Below are 23,226 nucleotides of genomic sequence, written 5' to 3'. Positions count from 1 at the left end.
GTTGATGTATCTTGGCCGCCTGGCGGCGGCTGTCGCAGCGTGGCTCAGCCAACTGCAAAGCCGTCATCGATTGGTACGGTGAATTGGAAGACGGCTCCGCGCGGTTCGTTTGCAACCGCCCATAGTCTGCCGCCATGCGCAACGATGATCGAACGGCATATAGACAGTCCGACACCCAGGCCGCCCGACTTGGTCGTGTAGAAGGGTTCGAATAGCCGCAAGTGCCCCTCCGCAGACAAGCCCGGGCCCGAATCCGCGACCGATACGAGTATGCTGTCGGCATCTGCTCTCGCGGTCTGGATCAATAGCTCGCGCTTGCCCTCCGCGGTTCCGCTCATCGCTTCGATGGCGTTCAGGATCAGGTTAAGCGTGACCTGCTGCAGCTCGACGCGATCGCCGATGACTTTCGGCAGGCAATCGGCGAGAGCCGTCTGAATCGAGACACCGTTCCGCGCTGCTTCGGCCTGTGTGAGCTCAATGACGTGACCGATCACGTCGTTGGTCGCCAGCGAGTCCCGCCTGGGTGGTGACTTTTTGATGAGATCGCGGATTCGTCCAATGACCTCACTGGAGCGGATACCGTTCTCGATGGTGCGTGTCAGCGCCCTGCGCGTCTGCTCCAGCGCCGGCGGGCGGTGATCGAGCCAGCTCAATGCCGCCTGGGCGCTGGCGATAATCGCGGTGTTCGGCTGATTGACTTCGTGGGCGATCGACGCCGTCAGCTGGCCCATCACCGCGACACGGTTGGCGTGGGCGAGTTCCATCTGGGCCTCGCGGTAGCGCTGCTCACGCTCCTGAAGCTCCCGGTACAGACGCGCATTGTCGAGTGACGTCGCGGCCTGGGACGCGAGAAATTTGAGGAGAGCGACCTTTGCCGGCGTAAATACAGCCTTGGCAAGATTGTTCTCGAGATAGAGCAGAGCGACTAGGCTGCCTTGCTTCGTGAGCGGAATGATCAGAATCGACCGGGCGCTCTTGAGCTGGATGTAGCGATCCCCTCCGAAGGCTCCATTTTCCGCAGCATCGTCGAGGATAACGCTCCCGTGCGTGCGGGCCGCGTACAGGACGAGCGACTCCGGGATATCCATCTGGGAGATCGGTCGATCGCACAGATGGACATTGATCGGAACTCCCTGGGTCGTGGCTTCCGCTCGGATTCGCAGCTCCGTGTCCCGCTGCACGATCAGCAGTCCTCGTTCTGCACCGGCGTGCTCGATGGTCGTGCGCATCAGTACGTCCATCAGCTTCTCGAGGACGATCTCTCCGGACACAACCTCCGCGACTTTCAAGGCTGCCACGAGGTCCAGATGTTCGATCGCTGCACCGATCGTATCGGTGGCGGTGAGCACGGGCGCGTTCTCCGCAAGGTACGGATAGATTTCGTCGATCTGACGTACCTTGCCATCGGCCCCCCATCGGGCATAGGCGTCGCGCGCGTTCCGACGGTACATATTGGCGAACGCGTCATAATCGCGAGCTGCATAGAAGTCCGAAGCCAGCTCATAGGCGAGGCCCTCTTCGGCAACGAGTCCGTTTGTGCGGGCCGAGCGAACCGCGTCTTCGTAGAGGCGCATCGCATCGGAGTCGCGGTCCTCCAGCCGGGCGATTTCGGCGCCGACCAGCGCCGCGCAAGTCTCGAAATTGTCCGGGCAGTTCTCCGCCCAGGCCCGGAGTTGCCGATGATGCGCGGTTATGGCGTCGATGCGTCGATGCCTGCCGGCGATCGTTTCCGGCAGTGCAGCCAGAGAAAGCGCGCTATAGAAGTGATACGAAGCGGCCTCCGCTGGAGTCAGAGGCGTCCATCGCCGACGCTGCAGCTTCGACAGGATGTCGACCGCTGATGCGTGCTCGCCGGCAAAGAAGCGCGCCCGAAGCTTGAGGATCCAGTAGATGCACTCGGCCCGCCACAAATTCGGATTGGCGGCGAAGTGCTCTTCGATCTGTTGCTCGTCGAACTGTTCGTCGTCGAAGGAGCCGAATCTTGGGGTCAACCCGCGGAGGGTCCGGAACAATCCGAGTTGCGCGGCGATGATGTCCTCGATGAACCCGAACCCCATCTTCCGGGCGAAGGCGAGGCCGGTCTCGGCTTCGCTCAGAACCTCGACGAGCGGATCGCCTGCCTGGAAGAGATTGCCATTCAGATTGCTGCAACTGTATGCCGCATAGGTCAGGTCGCCGCTCCTGTGAGCACTTTCGAAAGCGCGCCGAAGGAGATCGCGCGCGGCCCTGAAGTGCCTGGTCCACGGCACGACGTGTGCGCCAAATATCAGATAGGTCGCAGCCTGGAAGCGAACCATTCCGCGCTGCTCGACCAATTCATAGCCGAGTTCTCCGAAACGAAAGCCGGACTGGTAGTCGCCGAATAGCAGGCCGGCCACCATTCCGAGCTGTACATAGGCAACGCACGACCCGTCGCTGTGACCCCATTCGAGGCCGAGATTGACGGCCCGGCAGATCGTGAGGGAAAGGAGATTCATATCAGTGAAGAGGGCAGGCGGCAGGAGTTTGGTTAGAACATCCATGGTCGCAAGAGAGGCAGGGTCGTTCATCAAGGGCAGTTTGACGAGGTCTTCAATGCTGCGCTCCCCAATGCCCGACCAAATGAGATCGTACTCGTGGCGTGCCTCCGCTTCCGTCGGGTTGGGAGACCAGTGCACGCCTAGCTGCCGCAGGTACCCCAGGCCGACGTCGACGGCCCGGCTGGATTGGCCGAGCGTCGTATAGACATCCATGCGCAGGCACGCGACGGCGGCCTGTTCGAGCGGATTGGTCGCGCGCGTCGCCAGTGCAGCCAGACGATCGTCTGCGACGGCTGGCTCGCCGGTCAGGAACTCGCATGTGGCCCGATTCATTTCCAGTGTGAAGGCAAGCTCGTGCCGACGCGCCCAGCAATCAGCGCTCAGGAGTTCGCTGCCGGTGGAAAGATAGGCAAGTGCAGAGCTATAGGCCGAGGATGCCTTGGCGCGCTGGCCGGCGATCAAGTTGAGCTCGGCGATTTGCTCGCGCTCGCCCGGCGAGCCGACGAGGGACAGGCCGCGGTTGAGTTGGTTGACAATATCGAAGATCGCCGTCCCGCGCTGCTCGGGCGGCGTGTGTGCCACCAGGAGCCGGCCGATTTGCAAGTGCGACCCAGGCCTCTCGGGCTCGGGAATAAGTGCGTAGGCGGCTTCTTGCACCCGGTCATGCACGAACCTGCACTGCCGGCCCTGTCGCTCGACCAGCTCGAGCCACACCGCTTCGCTGAGATCGAGGTGGACCTGCTGTTCCGATCTGCTGAGTATCAATGACAGAGTAGGGATCTCGGCGGTGCTGCCGAGGCATGCGAGCGTCCGCAAAGCCATCCGAGTTTCGTCCGAGAGGCGGTTCAGCTTGCGGATCATCAAGTCGACGACGTTTTCGGTATAGCCTTTGGCATGAATACGCTCCAGGTCCCACTGCCATTGGCCCATCTCATAATCGAAGGCGAGCAATCCTTCTTCCGAGAGTGCGTGCAGGAACTGGATCAGGAAGAATGGATTGCCGTCCGTCTTCTCATGTACCAGATGCGCCAATGGCGCGGCGCGCGCTGCCTCGGAGCGAAGCGCATCAACGATGAAACGTTCGACGTCCGCGCCAATGAGGGGCGCGAGGCTGAGCGTCTGGACGAGCGCGCCCGAATCGTGAATTGCGGCGAGCTTGCGCCTCAGTGGGTGGTCGGCATCGATCTCATTGCTGCGATAAGCGCCGATCAGCAAGACATACTGCAGGTCCGATCGGGTCAGCAGCTCTTCGAGCAGATCGAGTGTCGCAGCGTCCAGCCACTGCAAATCGTCGAGGAAGAGCACAAGCGGCCGGTCCGGTCGCGCAAAGACGCCGATGAAACGCTGCAGCACGAGTTGGAATCGTCGCCGAGCGTCTTGTGGAGAAGCCTCCGGGACCGGCGGTTGATCGCCGATGACCAGTCTCAATTCGGGAACCAGATCGACCACCAGCTGGCCGTTGGGCGTCAATGCTTCGCAGATGGTGTCGCGCCACGCTGCGAGTTCGGCATCATCCTTCGCAAGGAGGCGACGGACGATGTTTTGAAAGGCCTGCGCGAGAGTCGCATAAGGGATGTCGCGCTTGTACTGATCGAACTTGCCCGAGGCGAAAAGGCCGCCAAGCGGAACCATGGCTCTGTGCAATTCGTGGACGACGGCGGACTTGCCGATACCGGCGTAGCCCGAGATCAGGACCAGCTCGGGCGTTCCGCTCCGGGCGACGCGGTTGAACGAGGCGAGCAAGGCCTCGATCTCGTGTTCCCTACCGTACAGCCGCTCGGGAATCAGGAGGCGGTTCGGTTGGTCCGCTTCGCCGGGCGTGAAGCGGTCAATGCGACCTCGCGCCTGCCACTCGGCAAGGCAGTGCGCGAGGTCGCTCTTGAGGCCGGCGGCGGTCTGGTAGCGGTCCTCGGCCGTCTTGGCGAGAAGCTTCATAATGATCGCTGACACGGCGTCAGGCACATCACCGCACCGTTCGGCAGGCGGAATGGCTCGTCTCGCGATGTGGCTGTGCACCCATTCCATCGGATTGGCCGCGGCGAACGGCAGTGCGCCCGTGAGCATCCGGTAGAACGTCACGCCGAGCGCGTACAGATCGCTGCGGGAATCAACGGACCGGTTCATGCGGCCGGTCTGCTCGGGCGCCATGTAGGCCAGTGTGCCTGCGATGGTCTCCGGTGGCGCGAGTTGCTGTCGCTCGCGTGGCAGGCGAGATGCGAGGCCGAATCCAGTGATCCTGATCTCGTCCGCTCCGTTCACCAGAAGATTTGCCGGCTTCAAGTCCTTGTGGATCAGACACCGCCGATGGAGTTGGTCGACGGCGATGGTGATGGCAAGAGCCAATCGCAAAAAGCGATCCAGCTTCACCGGTGTGCCGAGCTGCCGCTCGAGCGGTTCGCCGCCGGGATCTTCCAGTATCAGCAAGGTTCGACCGCTGTCGCGGATCAACTCCAGCGGCCGTGCGGCCCAGGTCCGATCGAGCTCGTCGCGCAAGGCGTATTCATGGGCGAGCCGGTCGAGGACCGTGGCCGGCGGATGCTCCGCAGCGGCCCTGACGGTCAGGACACTCTTGACGTTGCCGTCGGCGTCCCGGCGCAATTCACGGCAAAAGACGCGCTCCCCGTCGCCCCACAGAAGTTCGCGACCGGCATCTCCATGCGTGGGGATCGGCGAGGACATGTTCATCTGCCGGACTCCGGAGCCGGCCGGCCGCCCCGTGGAGAAGGCCCGCCAAGCGTCCAATCGCCCCCTCATCACCCTACTCCCCGGAAAATGCCCCCACAACGGCGACCATCAGAGCGAAGCTGCCAGCTTCACGCTAGTCGCTCCTCTGGTCTCCAATATTCGGGGATGCCGCCACAAACGTTACAGGCAGATTTTGCGTTTGATCGGGAACTCGGAGTGTCGATAACTCTCCCGCGGCCGTGGATCCCCAGGCTGGCCGCCTATTTGGTTCGCGCTGTAACCAAGCCGCGTCCGGCCACGAATGACTTGCCCAAACCGTCCAGGCTTACGGCATCACCTGCATCCTTGGGATGCGGCCGAAGCGAACATGGAGCTTGCAGCATGTCCGACCTTCCCCTGATCGTGTTCGATGTCAACGAGACGCTTCTCGACCTTCGGACGATGGAACCGACGTTCAAGCGCATCTTCGGAGACAAGGTCGATATGCGGCTCTGGTTCGCCGACCTCGTCATGTATTCGCTGGCCCTGACGGCGGCACGAGCTTATGTGCTTTACGGAGATCGGTGGTGCCGTCCTGAAGATGCTCGCCGACGCCGAAGGCATCAGGATCGAGCGCGCAGACGGCGAGGAGCTCAAGGAAAAATTCTCGACGATGCCGCCCTATCCGGAAGTGCCGGGTGCGCTGCGGAAGCTGCGCGATGCCGGCTTTCGGCTGTTCACCCTGACAAACAACCTGGCTGAAGTTCAGAGCCGCCAGCTCGAGCGCGGTGGAATTGGAAAATTCTTCGAAAGGTCATTCAGCGTGGACAGCGTCAAGGTCTATAAGCCCTCGCCGCAAACCTACGTTCATGTCGAGAATGAGCTGGGAGCCCGTCCGTCGCAGCTCTGCATGATCGCCTGCCACGCCTGGGATACGCTCGGAGCCGTGGCGGCCGGTTGGGAAGCCGCGTTCATCAGGCGGTCCGGAAACGACATCCTCGGAGTTGGACCCCAGCCGCAGATCATCGGCAACAACCTTGCCGATGTAGCCGAGCAGCTCATCGCCCGCCACACGGGACGACGATGATCTTGCGCCTTCAGCGCCAACCGGCGGCTACGGGATCGCTTCCTGTCGACAATCCCGTTCTGAGTCGGGGACATTTCGGCCGCTGCCCGGAGGATGTCCTGCTTGAGCAGATAGACCGAAGCCGCAAGCAGCACGACGTCCTTCATGAGGAAGAGGAACGGCAACGTGGCCGCGGGAAAGCCGCCGGCCGGCGCAGCCCAGGCATCGGGGAAAAACGGAATGATCGTCACAGTGGCGACATAGGTCGCGCATGAACCCAGTGATCCCAGGACGGCTAGTTTTCGGTTCCAGAAGCCGAGCAGAAGAAGCAATCCAAACAGCAATTCCGCAGAACCCAGGAAGTAGGCCGCCCCGCGCACGCCAAACACCGGATACAGCCAGAAAATCAGAGGCCCGTGGCTGATGAACGGAATCAACGCATGCGCTTCGTAGTCGAACCATTTCTGGCAGCTGAAGACGAAGAAGACGAGGATCATCGCCACACGCGTGGCATGGTAGTCAAGATCGCCCCTGACCAGATCGAGTTCGGACATTCTTTTTATGATATGGTCCATCTGATGTCGTCTCATCATCGAGTTCGCGGGTTGGCGTCAAGGGTGGCGTTGACGCTGTCGTCATTCGAACGGTAACCAAGCTTCGAAGGGCGCGCTGTGCGCGCGTTATCGCGTGTTTCTCAAAATTGCTCTGTTCGACCGCAGGCAGCCGGCATCTGCGTGGCCTGACCTTGCTCGCGTTCCGGCATCTGCGAATGACGTCGTGAGACGAAGGGCAGTCTTGCTGCTGCGTGACCGCGTCGCCCCGGTGGCACGTGTTGCCGCCGCAAACCCATACCAAAGTATGGGTATGTGCATCACAATCGTGAGATTGTAGGGGGCACCTGCCGAACGCATGCTCCGGGCTCACCTGCGCTACCAATCTTGGCGCAGCTACTGGATTTTCCTCAGTTGGGGAGACCGAACATGCGCCTCTTGCGAAAAAGCATGGAGCGTTACGACAGCAGCCGCTTCGTCGAAGGGCGTGCGGCCTGCGCGCCGGTCGACCTGGTTGCGATCGCGTTTCGATGATGGTTGCGCCTTGCGAGGGTAAGTCAGGTGAAGGTCCCTTTCGTAGGAGTCGTCGATGACGACGAGGCCCTGTGCCTGTCTCTGGTGGATCTGATGCGATCGATCGGATACCGCTCTGAGCCGTTTGACAGAGCCGAAGCGCTGCTGAGCTACGCTGATCGGTTTAGCTTCGACTGCATCATCGCCGACGTTCACATGCCCGGAATGGGCGGGCTCAACCTCGTTCGCGAGCTCCATGGGCAGAAGGTCAGGGCGCCGGTCATTCTCATTACCGCGCTTCCTCACAAGCAGCTAGACGCGGAAGCGGCATCGACCGGCGCATTCTGTCTTCTCAGGAAGCCGTTCGAGACAAGCGTGCTGCTCGAGTGTCTCGACAGGAGCCTTCGGCGATGAAAGCGCTCTCGGGTGATGACATCACGTCTTCCATGGCCACGCAATCCGCTGGGGGAGATGAACTGCGGCGTCCACGGTCCCGGGAGGATGCCGCTCCGTCGCGACCCGATCGCGGGAAAACGGCTCGCTGGGAGAGATGGAACGATTGCTCGGAGCGATGGGGCCGGCTCATGCTTGCGGCGCGGGGAGGGGATGGAGCCGCCTATGAGCAATTGCTTCGGGAGCTGGATCTGTGGCTTCGCGCCTACTACGCGCGCCGGCTTCCATATCCGGCCGCCGACGATGCGCGGCAGGAGGTGCTTTTGGCCATTCATGCCAAACGCCACACCTTCACGCCGTCGAGGCCTTTTGGTGCCTGGGTTACGGCTATTGCTCGCTACAAATGGGTTGACCGCGTTCGCGATGCATCGCGCTACAGCGCGCTCTCGCTTGACGACGAAATCGCAGTCGAGGATCACGAGGAAGCCGCCGTCAGCGCTGCTGCGCTAGACCAGTTGCTTGGCCGGTTGAAGCCGGCACAAGAGAGCGTGATCCGTCTCGTGAAGCTCAATGGTCTCAGCATCGCGCGAGCGTCCGGCGCGACTGGTCAGTCGGCGGCCCTGGTCAAGATCAATATCCACCGCGGGCTGAAGAAATTGGCGGCGTTGGTCTCTTGACGTCATTGCGGCCGCGGCCCAGCCGTACAAGACGTCGTGCGAAGGAAAAGTGAAATTGCTTCAACTCCAGAACGAAGTGCGATCCGGCGCGGCCGACCTGACGGCGGCATTCCGTTACGACATCATGGAAGGGTTAAGTCTCGCGCCAAAGGCAATTCCGGCGAGATGGCTTTACGATCGCCGCGGATCGGCTCTGTTTGAAGCGATCACGCTGCTGCCCGAATACTATCCGACGCGAACCGAGCGATCGATCCTTGCGTCCGCAGTATCGGAAATCTCCGCGCTCGCGGGGCCGGGCCGCGCGGTCATAGAGTTCGGTTCGGGCTCCTCGGCAAAGACGCGACTGTTGCTGACAGAGACGGAGCCCTCTGCCTATGTGCCGATCGACATCTCGGGCGAATTCCTTCGGGAGGTTGCGGCAGGCTTGTCGCATGCATTCCCCGGGCTGCCGATCTACCCAACCGAGGCCGACTTCACCTTTCCCTTTACGCTGCCGGAAGAGATTGCGTCGACTGCCCGCCTCGGCTTTTTTCCGGGGTCGACGATCGGAAACTTGACTGTCTCTGCAGCGGTCGATTTGTTGCGGGCAATGGCAACGACCTTGGGTGTCGGATCGATGCTGCTGATAGGCATCGATCGCATCAAGGATCGGGATACTCTGCTGCCGGCATATGATGACACGCAGGGGCTGACGGCGGCGTTCAATCTAAACCTCTTGCATCGGATCAACCGCGAACTGGGCGGCTCGATTCCCCTGGGCGCGTTTCGCCACGTGGCGCGGTGGAATGATGCGGAGGCGCGTATCGAGATGCATTTGGAAGCCACTCGCGATGTCCGCTTTGAGGTCGATGGTTGGGTCTTTTTCTTGACGAAGGGCGAGACTATCCACACGGAGAATAGCCTCAAATACGGCCGGAGGGATGCCTTCGTTCTGCTGCAGGCCGGCGGATGGAATCCCATCGCCGATTGGACCGACGACAGGGAGCTCTTCTCGGTCATTCTCGCGGAGCGAAGGCTCGCGCGAGCGGCTCCCTAAGTCGTATCGAAGGTGCAGCCGGTGTCATTCCGACAATATCGCCTCAATCGGCGCAATCCACGAACAGCGAGGCCCGCGCTTATCCTGCATACTGTGTGCATCTTCATTGTAATCAACTGCGTCGAGGCGCGACCATGCAACTCCGTTCCTCTCTGATCCTCAGCTTGGCCGCCATTCCTCTATCTGCCCTGGCAGACCCGGTCCCCGCGCCGTCGCCGAAGGCCCCGAGCACGGCTGAGAGCGTTCACGTGCAGCCTCGCGGGAGCGCATTCATGCCGAATTCACCTGTCGAAGATGAGTTGCAGAAGCGCATTACGGACTTCAATCGGAGGCAGGAGGAGCTGGACGCAGATCTCGACAAAAAGCTGAAAATCTGCCGCGGATGTTGATCGATAGCGGTTCAGTCAACAGCAATGGGTCTGCACATGGGGCACACGGTCACCGGTTCATTCCACGACGGAAGCGCCTGCGCGGACTACGAGCGGATCGCCCCGACCCGGGATGACGCGCTCGAGCTTGTGGTCAGGGAATTGCAGCACCGAATGCGCAATATCCTCAGCATCGTTCTGTGCTTCGTGAACAATACCGATGCGAATACGACCGCCGATTTTCGTGCGGCGCTCTCGGCGCGGATCGCGACCCTGTCCGATGCTTACAGGATGATCGAATCCGCGGCAGAACAGCGGGTGTCTTTCGCGAGACTGCTGGAGCGAACGCTCAAGCCACACGCGATGTTTCACAAGGGCCGCATTCTGCTGGCGGGACCGGACCTCCTGCTGGAGCCCCACATCGCTTTGGCGATGCACGTCATCATTCATGAGCTGGCGACGAACGCGAGCAAGTACGGCGCGTTGACATCGACTGCGGGAGCCGTCGACGTGATCTGGGACAGCTCTCCCTTTCTTGGCGGACAAGGTCTTGCCATCCAATGGCGCGAGCGCGGCGGACCGAAGGTAACGCGGCCGGAACGCAGAGGCTTTGGTACGCAACTGATCGCAAGAGCGTTGCCGGGCGCGCAGGTCGATCTCGACTTCGCACCCGACGGTCTTGTCTGCCGACTTTTGCTTGATCTCGGCCAGACGCCGACCACGCAGGGGGCTGTCAGTTAGGATCAGGAGGAGCGACACAATGAGTACATTGACAAGCGTCCCGCGGAAATCGTTCGTAAGCAGGTTGCCGATATCGGAGTTGCTTATGGGAGATCTAGATTACCACATCGTCCGGGCGTCGATGGTGATCCTGTTCTTCTTCTTCGGCTATCAGAAATGGTGGGCGTACGAGGCGGATCGTCTGGAGCCCTTCATCAGCAACGGTCCCCTGATCTGGTGGCTCTATCCCGCTTTTGGCCATCAGGGTGCCAGTTGGTTTCTCGGTGTCTCCGAATGGGCCGTCGGTGCCTTGATATTCGCGGGCTTCTGGAGCAAACGCCTCGGCATTCTAGGCGCCCTTGGATCTACCGGCACCTTTATCGCGACAGTCACGATCATTCCGTTCATGCCGGATGGTTGGGACGCGTCAGCCGGAGGCTTTCCGGCGATGACGGGCAACGTTCCGTTCCTGATGAAGGATGTCGTACTGCTTGCGGTGTCGTTGTATCTTCTGAAGCAGGACGCGGCGCGTGTCTTAGCGACCTGAGGCCGGAGGTGCGCCGCAGGATAGATGCAGATCATCGCCCGCGCGAATATGAGACAGTGCAACGAGACCACCGCCGGGCGAGGAAGCCGGGCAGGGTGATCAAGGACAGCATCCGCATCATCATGCGCGCCAGGCCTGAGATCCCCTCGATCGACGACCTCCCGGCACAGCATTCACCAGGGCGGATACAACGCCGCACGTGGTCAACCCTGAGCCAGCTTAAGCAGCAAGCGAGTCGCGATGACAATCGACCGCAGCACAATGCTGCTCCTCCGCACTTTCGTAGATATTCGGAGCAACGGTTGCCTTGGTTACACGTGTTTCGAAAAAGCACGATGCGTGGCGAAGAGGTGCTTGACGTGCCTGGCGGTCAAACTTGGCAACGTTGGCAAGTCCCGTTACATGTTGCGGTGTCCTGACGAGCTCTCGTCCCAATCCCTCGACGTAAAAGCTGCGGGGTGAGTGTCGAGACGTCTGGATATGATGGTCACGACGAGACATCTCGGTATGAGGCTTGATAACGAGACGCACGAACTGGATCTGGTCGCCAAGGCGTTTCAGGCCATTTCGAGAGAAATCAGCTATCAGGGATTGGCCAAGGCTCTCCTCATGGAGGCGCTGGGCTATTCGGCGGCAAATCGGGGGGCGATCTTGCTCAGCGGGCAAAGGGAGTTGCTTGCCAAAGCCGATGCGAGCTTCCCGCGCGAGAGGGCAAACTTCCTTGCCTCTTTCCCGCCAAACGCCCAATTCCGCTTGCCGACGGACCTCGCCGAAGAGGTGCTCGATCGAAAGCAAACGGTCGTGAGGCAAGCCGACGCAGAGAGCTCGGCATTGATCGACCCTGCGAAGGTACCGTCTGGAAAGATAGCTCAGCTGTGCCTGCCGTTGATTCACCAGAACTGGGCGATTGGCGTCCTCTATCTTGAGGCGGATGGAGATGCGGATGTCTTCACGCCACGCTGCGTCTGGGTGATATCCATGCTCGCCAATCAGGCCGCCGTCTCATTTGAATCCGTTCGCTTGTTCGAGGCGCTGCGCGAGACCAATATGTGGATGGTCAGAGGCCAGCAGATCGGCGGGATGGGCAGCTATCGGTGGAATACGCGGACCTTGCTCTCCCGCGGATCGCGCGAATGTTACCGTATTCTGGATATCGACCTGGATGTAAACCCCGTGCCGTTCGAGGTGTTCAGTAGCCGGGTCCACCCCGAGGATTATCCCGCGCTGGAGCAGGCTCTCACCGAGGCGATCAGCACGAAGTCACCATTTGCCCACGAGTACCGTGTGGTCCACCGGAACGGCAAGACGTTGCATGTCGCGGCCGTCGGACAATTCGATGAGGGACCGACCGGCGACCTCGAGTTGGAAGGTATCATCACGGATGTCACGCAACGGAAGGCGGCGGAGCAGGCTCTCGCCGACGCGCGCAACGAACTGGCGCGGGCGACGGGTCTGACGTCCCTTGGCGAGCTCGCCGGCTCGATCATCCACGAGATCGATCAGCCGCTGACGGGGACGATCATGAGTGCGGAAGCTTGCCTCCGGTGGCTCGCCATGGATCCCGCTCAAGCCGCGGAGGCGCGGAAATCGGTCGCACGCATTATCAAGCAGGCACGTCGAGCCGCGGAGGTTGTGACCGGGGTCCGGTCTCTTCTGAGGGGCACGCAGGTCCATTTTGCCGAGTTCGATATCAACGAGGCGGTTGCGGAGGTTCTACTTCTGTCGAAAAGGGAGATCGAGCGAGCCGGGGTCATCGTCCGGACCGACTTCGATCGATCATCGCCTCAAGTTGAAGCAGACCGTGTTCAGGTCCAGCAGGTCGCTCTCAACCTCGTGCGCAACGCCATCGAGGCCATGGCCGAGGTTGAGGATGGGAACCGTATTTTGGCGCTCTCTTCGGGGGTCTCTGATGGTATGATTTCCGTGGCGATCGCGGATACCGGGGGTGGCATCAGCCCGGCTGACAGAGAGCGGGTCTTCGAGACGCTCTACACGACGAAGGGGGCGGGACTGGGTCTCGGACTGTCGATCTGCCGCAAGATAGTGAAACTCCACGGAGGGCAGCTATGGGTGGAAGAAAACGGGAGGTGCGGAGCGAGGTTCATCTTCGCTCTCCCGCTTCGCCAGGCCGTTCAGACGTCGGAAAGCCGGTAGACATGCCTCCTTCTGGCGTTGTTCATATTGTCGACGATGACCGCGCGGTTCGTGAGTCCCTCGGCGACCTGCTTGAGTCCCTGCACTACAAGGTCGCGTTGTATGGATCTGCTTCGGACTTCCTGAATGTAGAACTGTCGGATGCTCCCGCGTGTCTGGTGCTCGATGTCAGGTTGCCGGGCACCAGTGGCTTGGAGCTGCAGGAGTACCTGACGAAGATCAACGTCGGAATCCCGGTGATACTGATGACCGCTTTCGGCGACATTCCCATGTCCGTAAGAGGCATGAAGCTGGGGGCAGTCGATTTTCTCACCAAGCCGATACGGGATCAGGATCTTCTCGATGCGGTCACTGCCGCGATCCGAAAGGACATCAATCGACGCGACGACAACGCGCACCTTGCGCAGTTGCAGGAGAAGTTCGCACTTCTGACCACCCGCGAGCGACAAGTGATGACGCTGGTGGCATCCGGTCTGATGAACAAGCAGGTCGCCAGCGAACTCTCGATCAGCGAAGCGACGGTCAAAATGCATCGTGGCAGCGTGATGCGGAAGCTGGGAGCAAAAACCGCGGCGGTGCTCGTTCGAATGGCCGAAGCGCTCCAACTCCAGGGCTGAAGCGTCTCCTTTCGCCACATCTCGTGCCGAACCATTTCGGCGCCGTCCCCGCACGCGGCCCATACCTAGGTATGGGCCGAAACAGCACAAACGTGAGATTGCTCGCCAGGGCGATGAAAAGCATCCTGTCCCCGTGCGGTGCTGCCAGCCAGCTTGGGCAGCTTGTTTTGACTGGAGAGGTAACGCCAGCTTGCGGCTTCAACGCCCGTATCCAGGCGATCAAGGCGTCTCCTCAGTGAAGAAGTTGGTTGACGACCGGACGCGGCCATCCGGAGCGCAGAACAGGGCGACGATGATGGGTATGTACGTATCAGATTCAAGTGAGAGCATGTTGCAGATGGCGGTCTCCGCCTCGCCGATCCGGCCGGTGGAGGAGGTGCAGATTTCCAGGTCGTACGAGGCGGCGCTTCATCCGACGGTCAGCATAACGCCGTCCGAGCCGGTGAAGCGCCTTGGAATAGGCTGGCGTTGGTGGTTTTCGGAGAGCGTTCATCTCCCGGTCGGTAACCGGATTGAATTTCGCTTTCAGGGATCGAGACATCTCCTGGCGTTGTACAATGAGGGGACACGGAAGAGCGGCGAGACCTCCATCGATGGCATCTGCTCATCGAAGTTGCGAGGTTCTGAGCACAAGCTGACCTTTGTCCCGGCGGGACGTGCTTATCGGGAATGGCATGAGACCGCCGCGTCTGCGCAGGTGACCTTCCTCTATTTCGATCCCGCCGCGCTTCACAAGTCCGATGACAGTAAGAGCGGGCTCACCCCAAGGATATACTTCGAGGATCCGTTGGTCTGGGAGACTGCCTCCAAACTGAAGAAAGCAATCGAGAGCGCGGAGACGAATTGCGCCCCTTACCTCGAGGCGCTCTGCGGCGTGCTTGCGCACGAGCTTTCCAAGTCTGATCACGATCCTGTTCGCGAGCCGACACCGGTCAGCCGCGGAGGTCTCGCAGGTTGGCAGAAGCGTGTCGTGGTCGAGTACGTAGAGGAGCATCTGGGTGAGCAAGTCTGCCTGCTGAAGCTTGCGGAGCTTGCCAGGCTCAGCCTTCACCACTTCTGCCGTGCATTCAAGAAGTCGTTCGGAATCCCGGCCTACCAGTATCAGGTTCAGCGACGCATGGAGTTCGCCAAGTCGAGACTGGCGGATCGCGCTGTATCGATCACGGACATCGCACTCAGCCTGGGCTATGCGCAAACCAGCTCCTTCAGCTCCGCCTTCCGCAAAGCGACGGGTTGGACTCCCACGGATTATCGCAGGGAGTTCGAATGACTCGATCAGAGGGGCGATCGATCTGGCGGAGGAGGCGATCGTGCGGAGCAGAAGAATCCCAGGGAGTCTGTAACCGGATCGTCCCACGCCACGAAATATCCACCTGAGACCGCCTCGGATCGGTTGTCAACGGATCATCGTTTTCACGAGGCGCAGCAGATCGTCGAGGGGGGGGACCGCGAGGGACCACAGATGACGAGCATTCGATACCGCAAGGCGGACGTGGACGGACTGAACGTATTCTATCGGGAGGCTGGCCGGGTTGACGCGCCCGCATTGCTGCTGCTTCACGGATTTCCGACGGCCGGCCACATGTTCCGCCAATTGATCCCCGCGCTCTCGGACCGCTTCCGATTGGTGGCGCCGGACTTACCCGGGTTTGGCCAGTCCGACATGCCGGTGCGCGAAAGCTTTGCCTATACGTTCGCCGCGTTGGCGCAGGTGATCGAGCGGTTCACGGAAGTCATCGGACTCGCTCGTTTCTCGCTCTACGTCTTCGACTATGGTGCACCGACGGGCTTTCGGATGGCTATTCGACATCCCGAGCGTATCGCTTCCATCATCTCGCAGAATGGCAATGCCTATGAGGAAGGATTGAGCGAAGGCTGGAGCCCGATCCGTGCTTACTGGCAAGATCCATCGCAAGCGAACCGGACGCTGCTGCGATCATTCCTTTCGCCGGAGACGACGGTTTGGCAATACACCCACGGGGTGCCTGACGCCTCTCTGGTCTCTCCTGATGGATACACTTTGGACAACCATTATCTCGCGCGTCCCGGCGCCGACCAGGTCCAGCTCGATCTTTTTGGCGACTACAGGACCAACGTCGCCATGTATCCGGAATTCCAGGCTTACTTCCGCGAGCGCAAGCCGCCTTTTCTGACGGTCTGGGGCAAGAACGATCCCTTCTTCCTGCCGGCGGGCGCGAAGGCATTCCAGCGCGACATGCCGGATGCCGTCGTGCGCTTTTTCGACACAGGGCATTTTGCGCTCGAAACCCATGCTCGGGAGATCGCAGCCACGATCGGTGACTTTCTTGCCCAGCCGATCTCAAATGCGTGATCGGCGCTTTCCTCGCCGCGAGGAATGCCAGGAGGATCATCATGCGCGCCATCGTTCTTGAAAAATTCGGCGGCCTGGACAGCCTTGTCTATCGGGACGTTCCGGAGCCGGAGCCTCAGCTTGGTCATGTCGTCATCGAGGTCAAGGGGTTCGGCATCAACCATGCGGAAATGCACATGCGCAGGGGCGAATGGGCTGAGGCGGCGCCGATCAGCGGCATTGAATGCGTGGGTCTCGTGAAGTCGTGCCCGGGCGGAGAATTTCCGGTCGGCGCCAAAGTGGCCGCATTGATGGGCGGTCTCGGCCGAACCATCAATGGCAGCTACGCCGAATACACCCGTGCTCCGGTCTCGAACGTGGCATTGATCGATGCAGATTTGCCCTGGGCCGAGCTCGCAGCGATACCCGAAACCTATGCGACGGCATGGACCTGTCTCTTTCGCAACCTTGAGCTCCAAAGAGGTCAGCTTCTCGCTATCCGCGGGGCGACATCCTCGTTTGGTCAGGCGGCGCTCAAGCTCGCGGTCGGTGCAGGCGCGCGGGTTATCGCGACGACGCGCAGCCGCGGGCGCTTTGCTATGCTGGAGAAGCTCGGTGCTGCGCGCTGCGAAATCGAGCGTCAAGATCTCTCGAAGTACCTTCCCGAGGCGAAACAGGTTGATGCCGTTCTCGACCTCGTCGGCAACAGTGTCGTGCTCGACTCCCTCGCCATGCTTCGCCGTGGCGGCCGTTCCTGTCTCGCCGGCTGGCTCGGCGGGCTTGATCCGATTCCGGATTTCAATCCGCTGCTGCAGATGCCGAGCGGCGTCTATCTGACCTTCTTCGGCAGCTTCGTATTCGGCACGCCCGGATTTCCGCTTTCCGACGTGCCGTTGCGGGATATCGCCGCCGACGTTGCGGCTGGCCGGCTGGACGTCAAGCCGACCCGGATCTTTCGCTTCGAAGAGATTCGCGAGGCGCATCGCGTCATGGAGGCGAACGAGGCGGTCGGGAAGATGGTCGTTGTTCGCGACGGATATTCGTAAGCCCTATAGTCGGAGGACTCATATGTTGAAATCAGTGGCCATCGTGACGGGTGCGAGCCAGGGAATCGGCCGTGCGACCGCGGTGCGTCTGGCGCGCGATTTCCAGGCCCTGGTGCTCGTAGCACGAAATCGTGCCAATCTCGAAGACACCGCAAAGATGGTTAGGGCCGCCGGCGCAGAGGTGCTGGTGATCGATGCCGACCTGGCCGAACCTGACGCAGCTCGAGCCGTCGTCGCCCAGAATTTGGCGGCGTTCGGCCGGATCGACGCACTGCTCAATATCGCTGGCGCGGTGCCGCAGGTCGATCTGTTCGAGACGACGGACGCGCAGTGGGAAGCAGGACTGGCCTTGAAGCTGCATGGCGCGCGCCGGCTCACGATCGCGGCCTGGCCATCGCTCATGGCATCGAAGGGGGCTGTGGTCTTGATGTCAGGAAATTCAGCCTCCTTCCCCAAGTCGCCCTACGCAGCGGTCGGCACCATCAATGCGGCAATCGTCGCATTGGCAAAGGCGTTCTCCGACAGGGGGATCAGCGATGGCGTCCAGGTCAACAGCGTCCTGCCGGGGCCGGTGATGACAGGACGCCGCCGCTCTTATCTCGGGCACTGGGCGCCCCTGCACAACATGACCGTCGAGGAGGCAACGGCAAAGTTTCCGAAGGAGGCCGGCATCGCGCGCTACGGCGAGCCGGAAGAGATTGCCGAGCTGATGGCATTCCTCGTATCGCCTGGCGTGCGCTGGATGACCGGCTCGGCCTTGCGGATGGATGGCGGCGAGGTGAAATCGATCTGAATGGCGCCGAGCGCAGCGCGATCAACAAGATCGTCGACGAGTTGAGACGCTTTCGTTCGCTCTCGTTGACCTCGTCAGTCCTCCCCAGCTCTGGATCTGAGGAGCTCTTCGCGGCGCCTGATCAAACTCTCGAGCCGCGCGGCCTGATCGTCAATTCGCTGGCCGACGAGCTCTTCGCTGGTCGCGACGGAATAAGAGGCGGCCTGTTCAATCAACTCGCGAAGGTTCGCCGCTGTGACGGCAATCTGGCGCTCGATTTCGGCGAGGCGGATGTCTTCACTGGGCATGGCGGGTCTTTGATTTTGGAGCTTGACGGGTGATCGTGCGCAGCATTCAGAAGTACAGGTGCCGGGCCCCGTGCATTTCAAGGATATACCCCTTCTGAGTTCGCCTTGCCCTCATCAGAACGCTTCCGCAACCGGCGCACTTGACGAGCGCCTGCAGGGGCCCGCCGTCGACGCCAAGAGAGCCAAGACCGGACACGGTGTCGCATACCGCGCACCTGATCTTCGTCAGCGTGATGTCAAAGGCAAAGGCTTCCTGAAGCAGGTGTGTGCATGGATCACCGCCAAGAATGAGGTCGGCGATGTTGTCTGCCATGGCGATCATGCTCCCGTTGGTCCGAAACGCTCGGTTTTGACTGTGAAGGGATCGAAACCGAGCTTCACGAGCATGCTCGAGATGCTTTCGACAAACCCGGCAGGACCGCAAATGAAGAACGTGGGATTTTGCTCGCGCGTGAAGCTGTTCTCTGCGAGCAGAACCTCGTTGACCCGCCCCAGATGTCCGTTCCAGTCGCTCGGATGCTCGCGGGTGAGCGTATAGACCAGACGCAGGTTGAGATCGCCGCGAGCCATCGTATCGAGTTCATCCCAGTACACGACGTCAGCAAGGCTGCGCGCCGAATAGATCAATGAAGCCGGTATGTTTGGGCGCGACATCTTGCGGTGGCGTAACATGGCCATCAGCGGCGTAATCCCGGTTCCGCCCGCGACCAGGCAAATCGGTCCACCGCGAGTTTGGTTCCAGATGAAATACCGCCCGATGGGGCCGCGAAATTCGAGAGCGTCACCAACCCGCAATTCGTCGAGGAGATAAGGAGAAACCTCACCGTCCTCGACCCGTTCGACGGTGAGGGTGAGCAGTTGTTCTTCGGGTGGCGATGCGATCGAGTAACTACGTTCGGCTTGATAGCCGTCGTCGGCGGTGAGCCGGATGTCGACATGCTGGCCGGGCCAGTGTCCGGACCAGCGCGCCGGCTGCAGGATGATGCTCTTCACCCGGCTTGTTTCGGTCACGATGGCCTGCACGCGGCCGGTCTGCCAGTCGATACTGTGCTGCTGCAGAGGCGCATCAGTCGCCGTCATAACGCTGCTCCCGCCAAGGATCGCCATAGTTGTGATAACCGCGCGATTCCCAGAAGCCCGGTTCGTCCCTGGGCATGAAGCGGAGCCTTCGCAGCCACTTTGCGCTCTTCCAGAAGTAGAGATGCGGAACCAGGAGACGGGCGGGGCCACCGTGCGCGGGGGCAAGCGGCAGACCGTCATAGCGGGTCGCGACCACCGCCTTTCCCGCGACCAGGTCGGCGACCGGAAGGTTCGTCGTGTATCCGCCGTCGCAATGCGCCATGACAAAGGCGTCCGGCGGCTCGCTCAGCCCGACCACCTTGAGAAGATCGTCGAAGCTGACGCCCTGCCAGACCGTGTTGAGCTTCGTCCATTTAGTTACGCAGTGAATGTCGACCGTGATCGTGGTCTGGGGCAGCGCCTCGAACTCGTCCCAGGTCCATTTCCCCAGCAACGAGCCGCCAAGTTGAAGCGCGATCTTCCAGTCGGTGACACGGATCGCCGGTGTGGGGCCCGCCGACAGCACCGGGAAGTCAGTCGTTAGATACTGACCCGGCGGTAGCCCGGCGGTTTCGGATCGATGTCGCTTTGATTTGAAGCCGCGAGAAACGGGAGGTCGGTCCATGGAAGCGTGCCCTCGTGCAGTGACGCGCAGGATGCCCGGATGTGTGTCGACATACCGTGTAGCCCGCACAAATGCAGATGAACCGCGATGGATGCCTTGTCGATGGCCGTGGTGGAGAAAGCATCAAGATCGCCAAAGAGGAAGCAATCGCGGCTGCGCGGGCGCCGACTATTTCAATGTCAAATGCGGTTTCGTCCTGAAGTGGTTCATAAGGAGAAACAATGTCGAGCGCAATCCGGACCTTGCATTCCGACGAACTCGCGTACCTCCCCGCGCACGAGCTGGCAGCTCGCATCCGGCGACGCGACCTGTCGCCGGTTGAAGTGGTCGACGCATTCATCCGGCGCATCGAAGCGCGAAACCCGAGCCTGAATGCGCTGGTCTATCTCGATTTCGAGGGCGCGCGCATGAGAGCGGAAGAGGCCGAGCGCGCATTGGTCGCCGGCGAGTCGTGGGGGCCACTGCACGGCATTCCGTCGGCGCTCAAGGATCTGTTCGACTTCAAGCCGGGCTGGCCGGCGAGCCTGGGCGGCATTCGCGCGCTCAAGCACCACGTCGTGAACGGCTACTGTGTGTTCTGCGAGCGCATGGAGAAGCGCGGCGGAGCGGTGTTCCTTGGCAAGACCAACAGCTCGCTGATGGGATTCCGGGGCACCTGCGATAATTACCTGTTTGGTCCCACGCGCAACCCCTTCAATCTTGCCAAGAACACCGGCGGGTCGTCCGGAGGAAGCGCCGCGGCCGTCGCCGATGGACTGCTGCCCATTGCAGAAGGTACGGATGCCGGCGGCTCGATACGAATCCCCTCCGCCTGGTGTGGGGTCTACGGCTACAAGGCATCGTTTGGCCGGGTGCCGTTCCTTGTGCGTCCGAACGCGTTCGGCACGGCCGACTCCCCGTTCCTGTTCGAAGGGCCCATCACGCGGACGGTCGAAGATGCGGCAATCGCGATGAACGTGCTTGCTGGGCATGATCCGCGAGATCCTTTCAGCCTGATCGAGCCGCCTGTCGACTTTACCGCCGCGACCCGTCGGTCCATCCGTGGGCTCAAGATTGCCTATAGTCCAAATCTCGACGTCTTTCCGGTCGACGGAAAGGTCACAGAGACAGTCGGCCGTGCGTTACGGGCGTTCGAGGAAGCCGGCGCTCACGTGGAGGAAGTGAAGCTCGGGATCACCCGCTCGCAACGCGAGTTGAGCGATGTCTGGTCGCGTCTCTACATGCTTCTGAACCTGCAGGCGATCGAGAACATGAAGCGCGACGGCATCGATCTGTTCGGCCAGCATCGCGACGACTTCCCGCCCGAATACATGGATTGGGTCGAGAAGACCAATCGCATGTCGGGCCTCGATTTCTTCCGGGACCAGGCTGTCCGGTCGGAGGTTTACGACGCCTTCCAGAACGTCCTCGGCAGATTTGATTTGCTCGTCACGCCGACCCTCGCATGCCCGCCGGTCGACAACGCAACCGACGGCAACACGATCGGGCCGAGGTCGATCAATGGTGTCGAGATAGATCCGCTCATCGGATGGTGCCTGACCTACTTCGTCAACTTTACCGGCCATCCGGCGGCTTCGATTCCGGCGGGGTTGTCCGACGGTCTTCCAGTCGGGATGCAGATCATAGGTCGCCGGAATGCCGACTTCGACGTACTGGCCGCGAGCGCGGCTTTCGAACGTCTTCGTCCTTGGCAGGATAGTTACGGGATCTGCCGCGAACGCCCCCTGCAGGCGTGAAGGACGACCCAGCCCTACGCTCCCAGGTGATACGGATTGTCACCTGAGAGCGGCCCGCTTTCAGACCGCGCCGTCCGGCTTTGCATCCCCGCCCTCATCGTTGGTCGCTGCTGCGCTGCGGTCGCCGCGCCTCTTGCTTTCGAAGCGCGGGCCTCCGGCGATCGCAAGACGGATGCGGAATGCATCAAGATAGAACAAGCGAAGGCAATCTCCAGCGCGCAAGAATTTCTGCGGCTGGTTATATCGTCTCCCGACAGGTTAATCCTGCCGGCGCATCGAGCGTCGGCCGCAGACGCAGGAGAGAGCAATGCGCGTGAGAGTCCAGGCAGCAGCGGCGGTCATCGCAGGCAGTGCGGTCGCAACGATCCTGTTCTTCGGATCGCTCAAGCATAGCAATGCTCAGAACAATGCGCGCTATTTGCCGGAATATACCGCGGACGGGCAGTTGCTCCTGCCGAAGAATTTCCATGAGTGGGTCTATGTCGGCTCGCCGCTGACGCCAAACGCCCTCAACGGCGGGCAGGCGAACTTCCCGGAATTCCACAACGTCTATATCGAGCCGGGCTCGTACGCGATCTACAAGAAGACCGGCGAATTCCCCGAGGGGACGATCCTGTTCAAGGAGCTGCAGCTGACGTTGCCGCAGGAGAATGCCGACGGCTCGCGAACGGAAGCGTCGGGACGTGGTTACTTCCCGGGCAAGTGGAACGGCGCCGACGTGACCGTCAAGGACTCAAAGCGCTTCGCCGACACCAACGGATGGGGCTACTTCAACTTCAATCACCACGAACCGAAAGCGTCGATGGCCAAGGTGAAGTCGAAGGACGAGTGCGCCTACTGCCATATCGCGAACGCCAAGAAGGATGAGGTCTGGACCCAGTTCTATCCGCTGCTCGATAACAAGGACGCCCGGTGACCACGTAATCGGCGGAAGATCGGCGTGAAAATCCTCAAAGCCGCTTGTATCGCCTTCGTCATGATCTTCGCGATCCCGGCCGCGGTCAGGTATTCGCAGCTGCGGGCGAACGCGGCGGATGGTGTTTCGCCCGGTGCGAGTGTCGCCGACCGCGACGGGCATCTGCGTGTGCCCGATGATTACCGCTCGACTTATCAGCTCCTCGGAAGCTGGGCGATTGCAGCGGGCGACGGCGGTGGCTCGAACGAAATTCATGTCGTGTACGCCTCGCCGGGGGTGATCGATGCCTATCGAAAGGACAAGCGCTTTCCGGATGGAGCCGTGCTGATCAAGGAGGTTTTCAAGGCGACAACCTCCGAAATGACGACTGGTACCGTCAGTCGCGCCGACGCCCTGAAGGGCTGGTTCGTCATGGTGAAGGACACCGCGAACAAGCATCCGGATAACGCGCTGTGGGGAGACGGATGGGGATGGTCCTGGTTCGACGCCGGCGATCGGTCAAGAACGACGACGACGAATTACAAGACCCAATGTCTCGCGTGCCATGTGCCTGCTCGGGCCTCCGACTGGGTCTACGTCGATGGCTACCCGCCGTTGAAGAACTAACGGCCGTGCACGTCACGGAAAG

Annotated in this window: 21 protein-coding genes and 1 pseudogene; 16 read left to right on the top strand and 6 right to left on the bottom strand. The window is 61.1% G+C overall.

The window, feature by feature from the left end; translation table 11 throughout:
- Positions 1-44 precede the first annotated feature (44 nt).
- Positions 45-5,204 carry a trifunctional serine/threonine-protein kinase/ATP-binding protein/sensor histidine kinase gene (locus HAP40_RS29220; protein ID WP_166814528.1) on the bottom strand — a complete coding sequence of 1,720 codons (5,160 nt, stop codon included), beginning with the start codon at positions 5,202-5,204 and terminating at the stop codon, positions 45-47.
- Positions 5,205-5,585: 381 nt separating this feature from the next.
- On the opposite strand from HAP40_RS29220, the gene HAP40_RS29215 reads away from it, so the two are divergent.
- Complete coding sequence (locus tag HAP40_RS29215; protein WP_246741258.1) at positions 5,586-5,945, top strand: hypothetical protein; 360 nt, start codon at positions 5,586-5,588, stop codon at positions 5,943-5,945.
- Positions 5,857-6,093: pseudogene (locus tag HAP40_RS37405) on the top strand (HAD family hydrolase); the annotation flags it as partial. The gene HAP40_RS29215 and the pseudogene HAP40_RS37405, both read left to right, overlap by 89 nt.
- Here HAP40_RS37405 and HAP40_RS29210 read toward each other — a convergent pair.
- A complete protein-coding gene (locus HAP40_RS29210; protein WP_414645413.1) occupies positions 6,051-6,746 on the bottom strand; it encodes a DUF417 family protein in 696 nt (231 codons plus the stop codon). The pseudogene HAP40_RS37405 and the gene HAP40_RS29210 overlap by 43 nt on opposite strands.
- A 615-nt stretch (positions 6,747-7,361) precedes the next feature.
- Between HAP40_RS29210 and HAP40_RS29205 the strand changes: the two genes are divergently transcribed.
- The 11 genes from HAP40_RS29205 (at position 7,362) to HAP40_RS29155 (ending at position 17,975) form a co-directional block, all read left to right on the top strand.
- Positions 7,362-7,727, top strand: a complete 366-nt coding sequence (locus HAP40_RS29205) for a response regulator transcription factor (protein WP_166814529.1) — start codon at positions 7,362-7,364, stop codon at positions 7,725-7,727.
- A 170-nt stretch (positions 7,728-7,897) separates the two neighbouring features.
- Complete coding sequence (locus tag HAP40_RS29200) at positions 7,898-8,383, top strand: sigma-70 family RNA polymerase sigma factor (protein ID WP_246741259.1); 486 nt, start codon at positions 7,898-7,900, stop codon at positions 8,381-8,383.
- A 55-nt stretch (positions 8,384-8,438) separates the two neighbouring features.
- Positions 8,439-9,419 (top strand): L-histidine N(alpha)-methyltransferase, encoded by a 981-nt coding sequence (gene egtD / locus HAP40_RS29195; RefSeq protein WP_246741260.1) that lies wholly within the window; start codon positions 8,439-8,441, stop codon positions 9,417-9,419.
- A gap of 425 nt (positions 9,420-9,844) precedes the next feature.
- The gene (locus HAP40_RS29190) at positions 9,845-10,528 is read left to right on the top strand and encodes a sensor histidine kinase (protein ID WP_166814531.1); all 684 of its coding nucleotides are present in this window, start codon (positions 9,845-9,847) and stop codon (positions 10,526-10,528) included.
- A 19-nt stretch (positions 10,529-10,547) separates the two neighbouring features.
- Positions 10,548-11,054, top strand: a complete 507-nt coding sequence (locus HAP40_RS29185; protein ID WP_166814532.1) for a YkgB family protein — start codon at positions 10,548-10,550, stop codon at positions 11,052-11,054.
- A 480-nt stretch (positions 11,055-11,534) separates the two neighbouring features.
- Entirely contained in the window at positions 11,535-13,208 is a 1,674-nt protein-coding gene (locus HAP40_RS29180) for an ATP-binding protein (protein ID WP_166814533.1), read from the top strand.
- Between the two features lie 2 nt (positions 13,209-13,210).
- The gene (locus HAP40_RS29175; RefSeq protein ID WP_166814534.1) at positions 13,211-13,825 is read left to right on the top strand and encodes a response regulator transcription factor; all 615 of its coding nucleotides are present in this window, start codon (positions 13,211-13,213) and stop codon (positions 13,823-13,825) included.
- 235 nt (positions 13,826-14,060) lie between these two features.
- Positions 14,061-15,095: an AraC family transcriptional regulator gene (locus tag HAP40_RS29170; RefSeq protein ID WP_246741261.1), complete on the top strand. Its 1,035-nt coding sequence runs from the start codon at positions 14,061-14,063 to the stop codon at positions 15,093-15,095.
- A 192-nt stretch (positions 15,096-15,287) separates the two neighbouring features.
- Complete coding sequence (locus HAP40_RS29165; protein WP_166819295.1) at positions 15,288-16,157, top strand: alpha/beta fold hydrolase; 870 nt, start codon at positions 15,288-15,290, stop codon at positions 16,155-16,157.
- 41 nt (positions 16,158-16,198) lie between these two features.
- Positions 16,199-17,182, top strand: coding sequence for a zinc-binding alcohol dehydrogenase family protein (locus HAP40_RS29160; RefSeq protein WP_166814535.1), 984 nt, complete (start codon positions 16,199-16,201; stop codon positions 17,180-17,182).
- 22 nt (positions 17,183-17,204) lie between these two features.
- Positions 17,205-17,975, top strand: coding sequence for an SDR family oxidoreductase (locus tag HAP40_RS29155; RefSeq protein ID WP_166814536.1), 771 nt, complete (start codon positions 17,205-17,207; stop codon positions 17,973-17,975).
- A gap of 74 nt (positions 17,976-18,049) precedes the next feature.
- Here the strand turns inward: HAP40_RS29155 and HAP40_RS29150 are convergent, their stop codons facing one another.
- The 4 genes from HAP40_RS29150 to HAP40_RS29135 are packed head-to-tail and all read right to left on the bottom strand — an operon-like array spanning position 18,050 to position 19,946.
- Entirely contained in the window at positions 18,050-18,262 is a 213-nt protein-coding gene (locus tag HAP40_RS29150) for a hypothetical protein (RefSeq protein ID WP_166814537.1), read from the bottom strand.
- 46 nt (positions 18,263-18,308) lie between these two features.
- A complete protein-coding gene (locus HAP40_RS29145; RefSeq protein WP_246741262.1) occupies positions 18,309-18,575 on the bottom strand; it encodes a DUF6510 family protein in 267 nt (88 codons plus the stop codon).
- A gap of 5 nt (positions 18,576-18,580) precedes the next feature.
- Positions 18,581-19,342 carry a ferredoxin reductase gene (locus tag HAP40_RS29140; RefSeq protein WP_166814539.1) on the bottom strand — a complete coding sequence of 254 codons (762 nt, stop codon included), beginning with the start codon at positions 19,340-19,342 and terminating at the stop codon, positions 18,581-18,583.
- Positions 19,329-19,946: a sulfite oxidase-like oxidoreductase gene (locus tag HAP40_RS29135; protein WP_166814540.1), complete on the bottom strand. Its 618-nt coding sequence runs from the start codon at positions 19,944-19,946 to the stop codon at positions 19,329-19,331. The genes HAP40_RS29140 and HAP40_RS29135 overlap by 14 nt, the downstream gene beginning before the upstream one ends.
- 221 nt (positions 19,947-20,167) lie before the next feature.
- Between HAP40_RS29135 and HAP40_RS29130 the strand changes: the two genes are divergently transcribed.
- From HAP40_RS29130 to HAP40_RS29120, 3 genes are all read left to right on the top strand, one after another.
- Positions 20,168-21,682 carry an amidase gene (locus HAP40_RS29130; RefSeq protein ID WP_166814541.1) on the top strand — a complete coding sequence of 505 codons (1,515 nt, stop codon included), beginning with the start codon at positions 20,168-20,170 and terminating at the stop codon, positions 21,680-21,682.
- Positions 21,683-21,989: 307 nt separating this feature from the next.
- Positions 21,990-22,598, top strand: a complete 609-nt coding sequence (locus tag HAP40_RS29125; protein WP_166814542.1) for a cytochrome P460 family protein — start codon at positions 21,990-21,992, stop codon at positions 22,596-22,598.
- Positions 22,599-22,622: 24 nt separating this feature from the next.
- On the top strand, positions 22,623-23,204 hold the full coding sequence (locus tag HAP40_RS29120; RefSeq protein ID WP_166814543.1) for a cytochrome P460 family protein: 582 nt from the start codon (positions 22,623-22,625) through the stop codon (positions 23,202-23,204).
- The last annotated feature ends 22 nt before the right edge of the window (positions 23,205-23,226 follow it).

This window comes from Bradyrhizobium sp. 1(2017), assembly GCF_011602485.2.
Lineage (GTDB): Bacteria > Pseudomonadota > Alphaproteobacteria > Rhizobiales > Xanthobacteraceae > Bradyrhizobium.
Note: the sequence above shows the minus strand (reverse complement) of the source record. Positions and strands in the feature narration are given on the sequence as shown.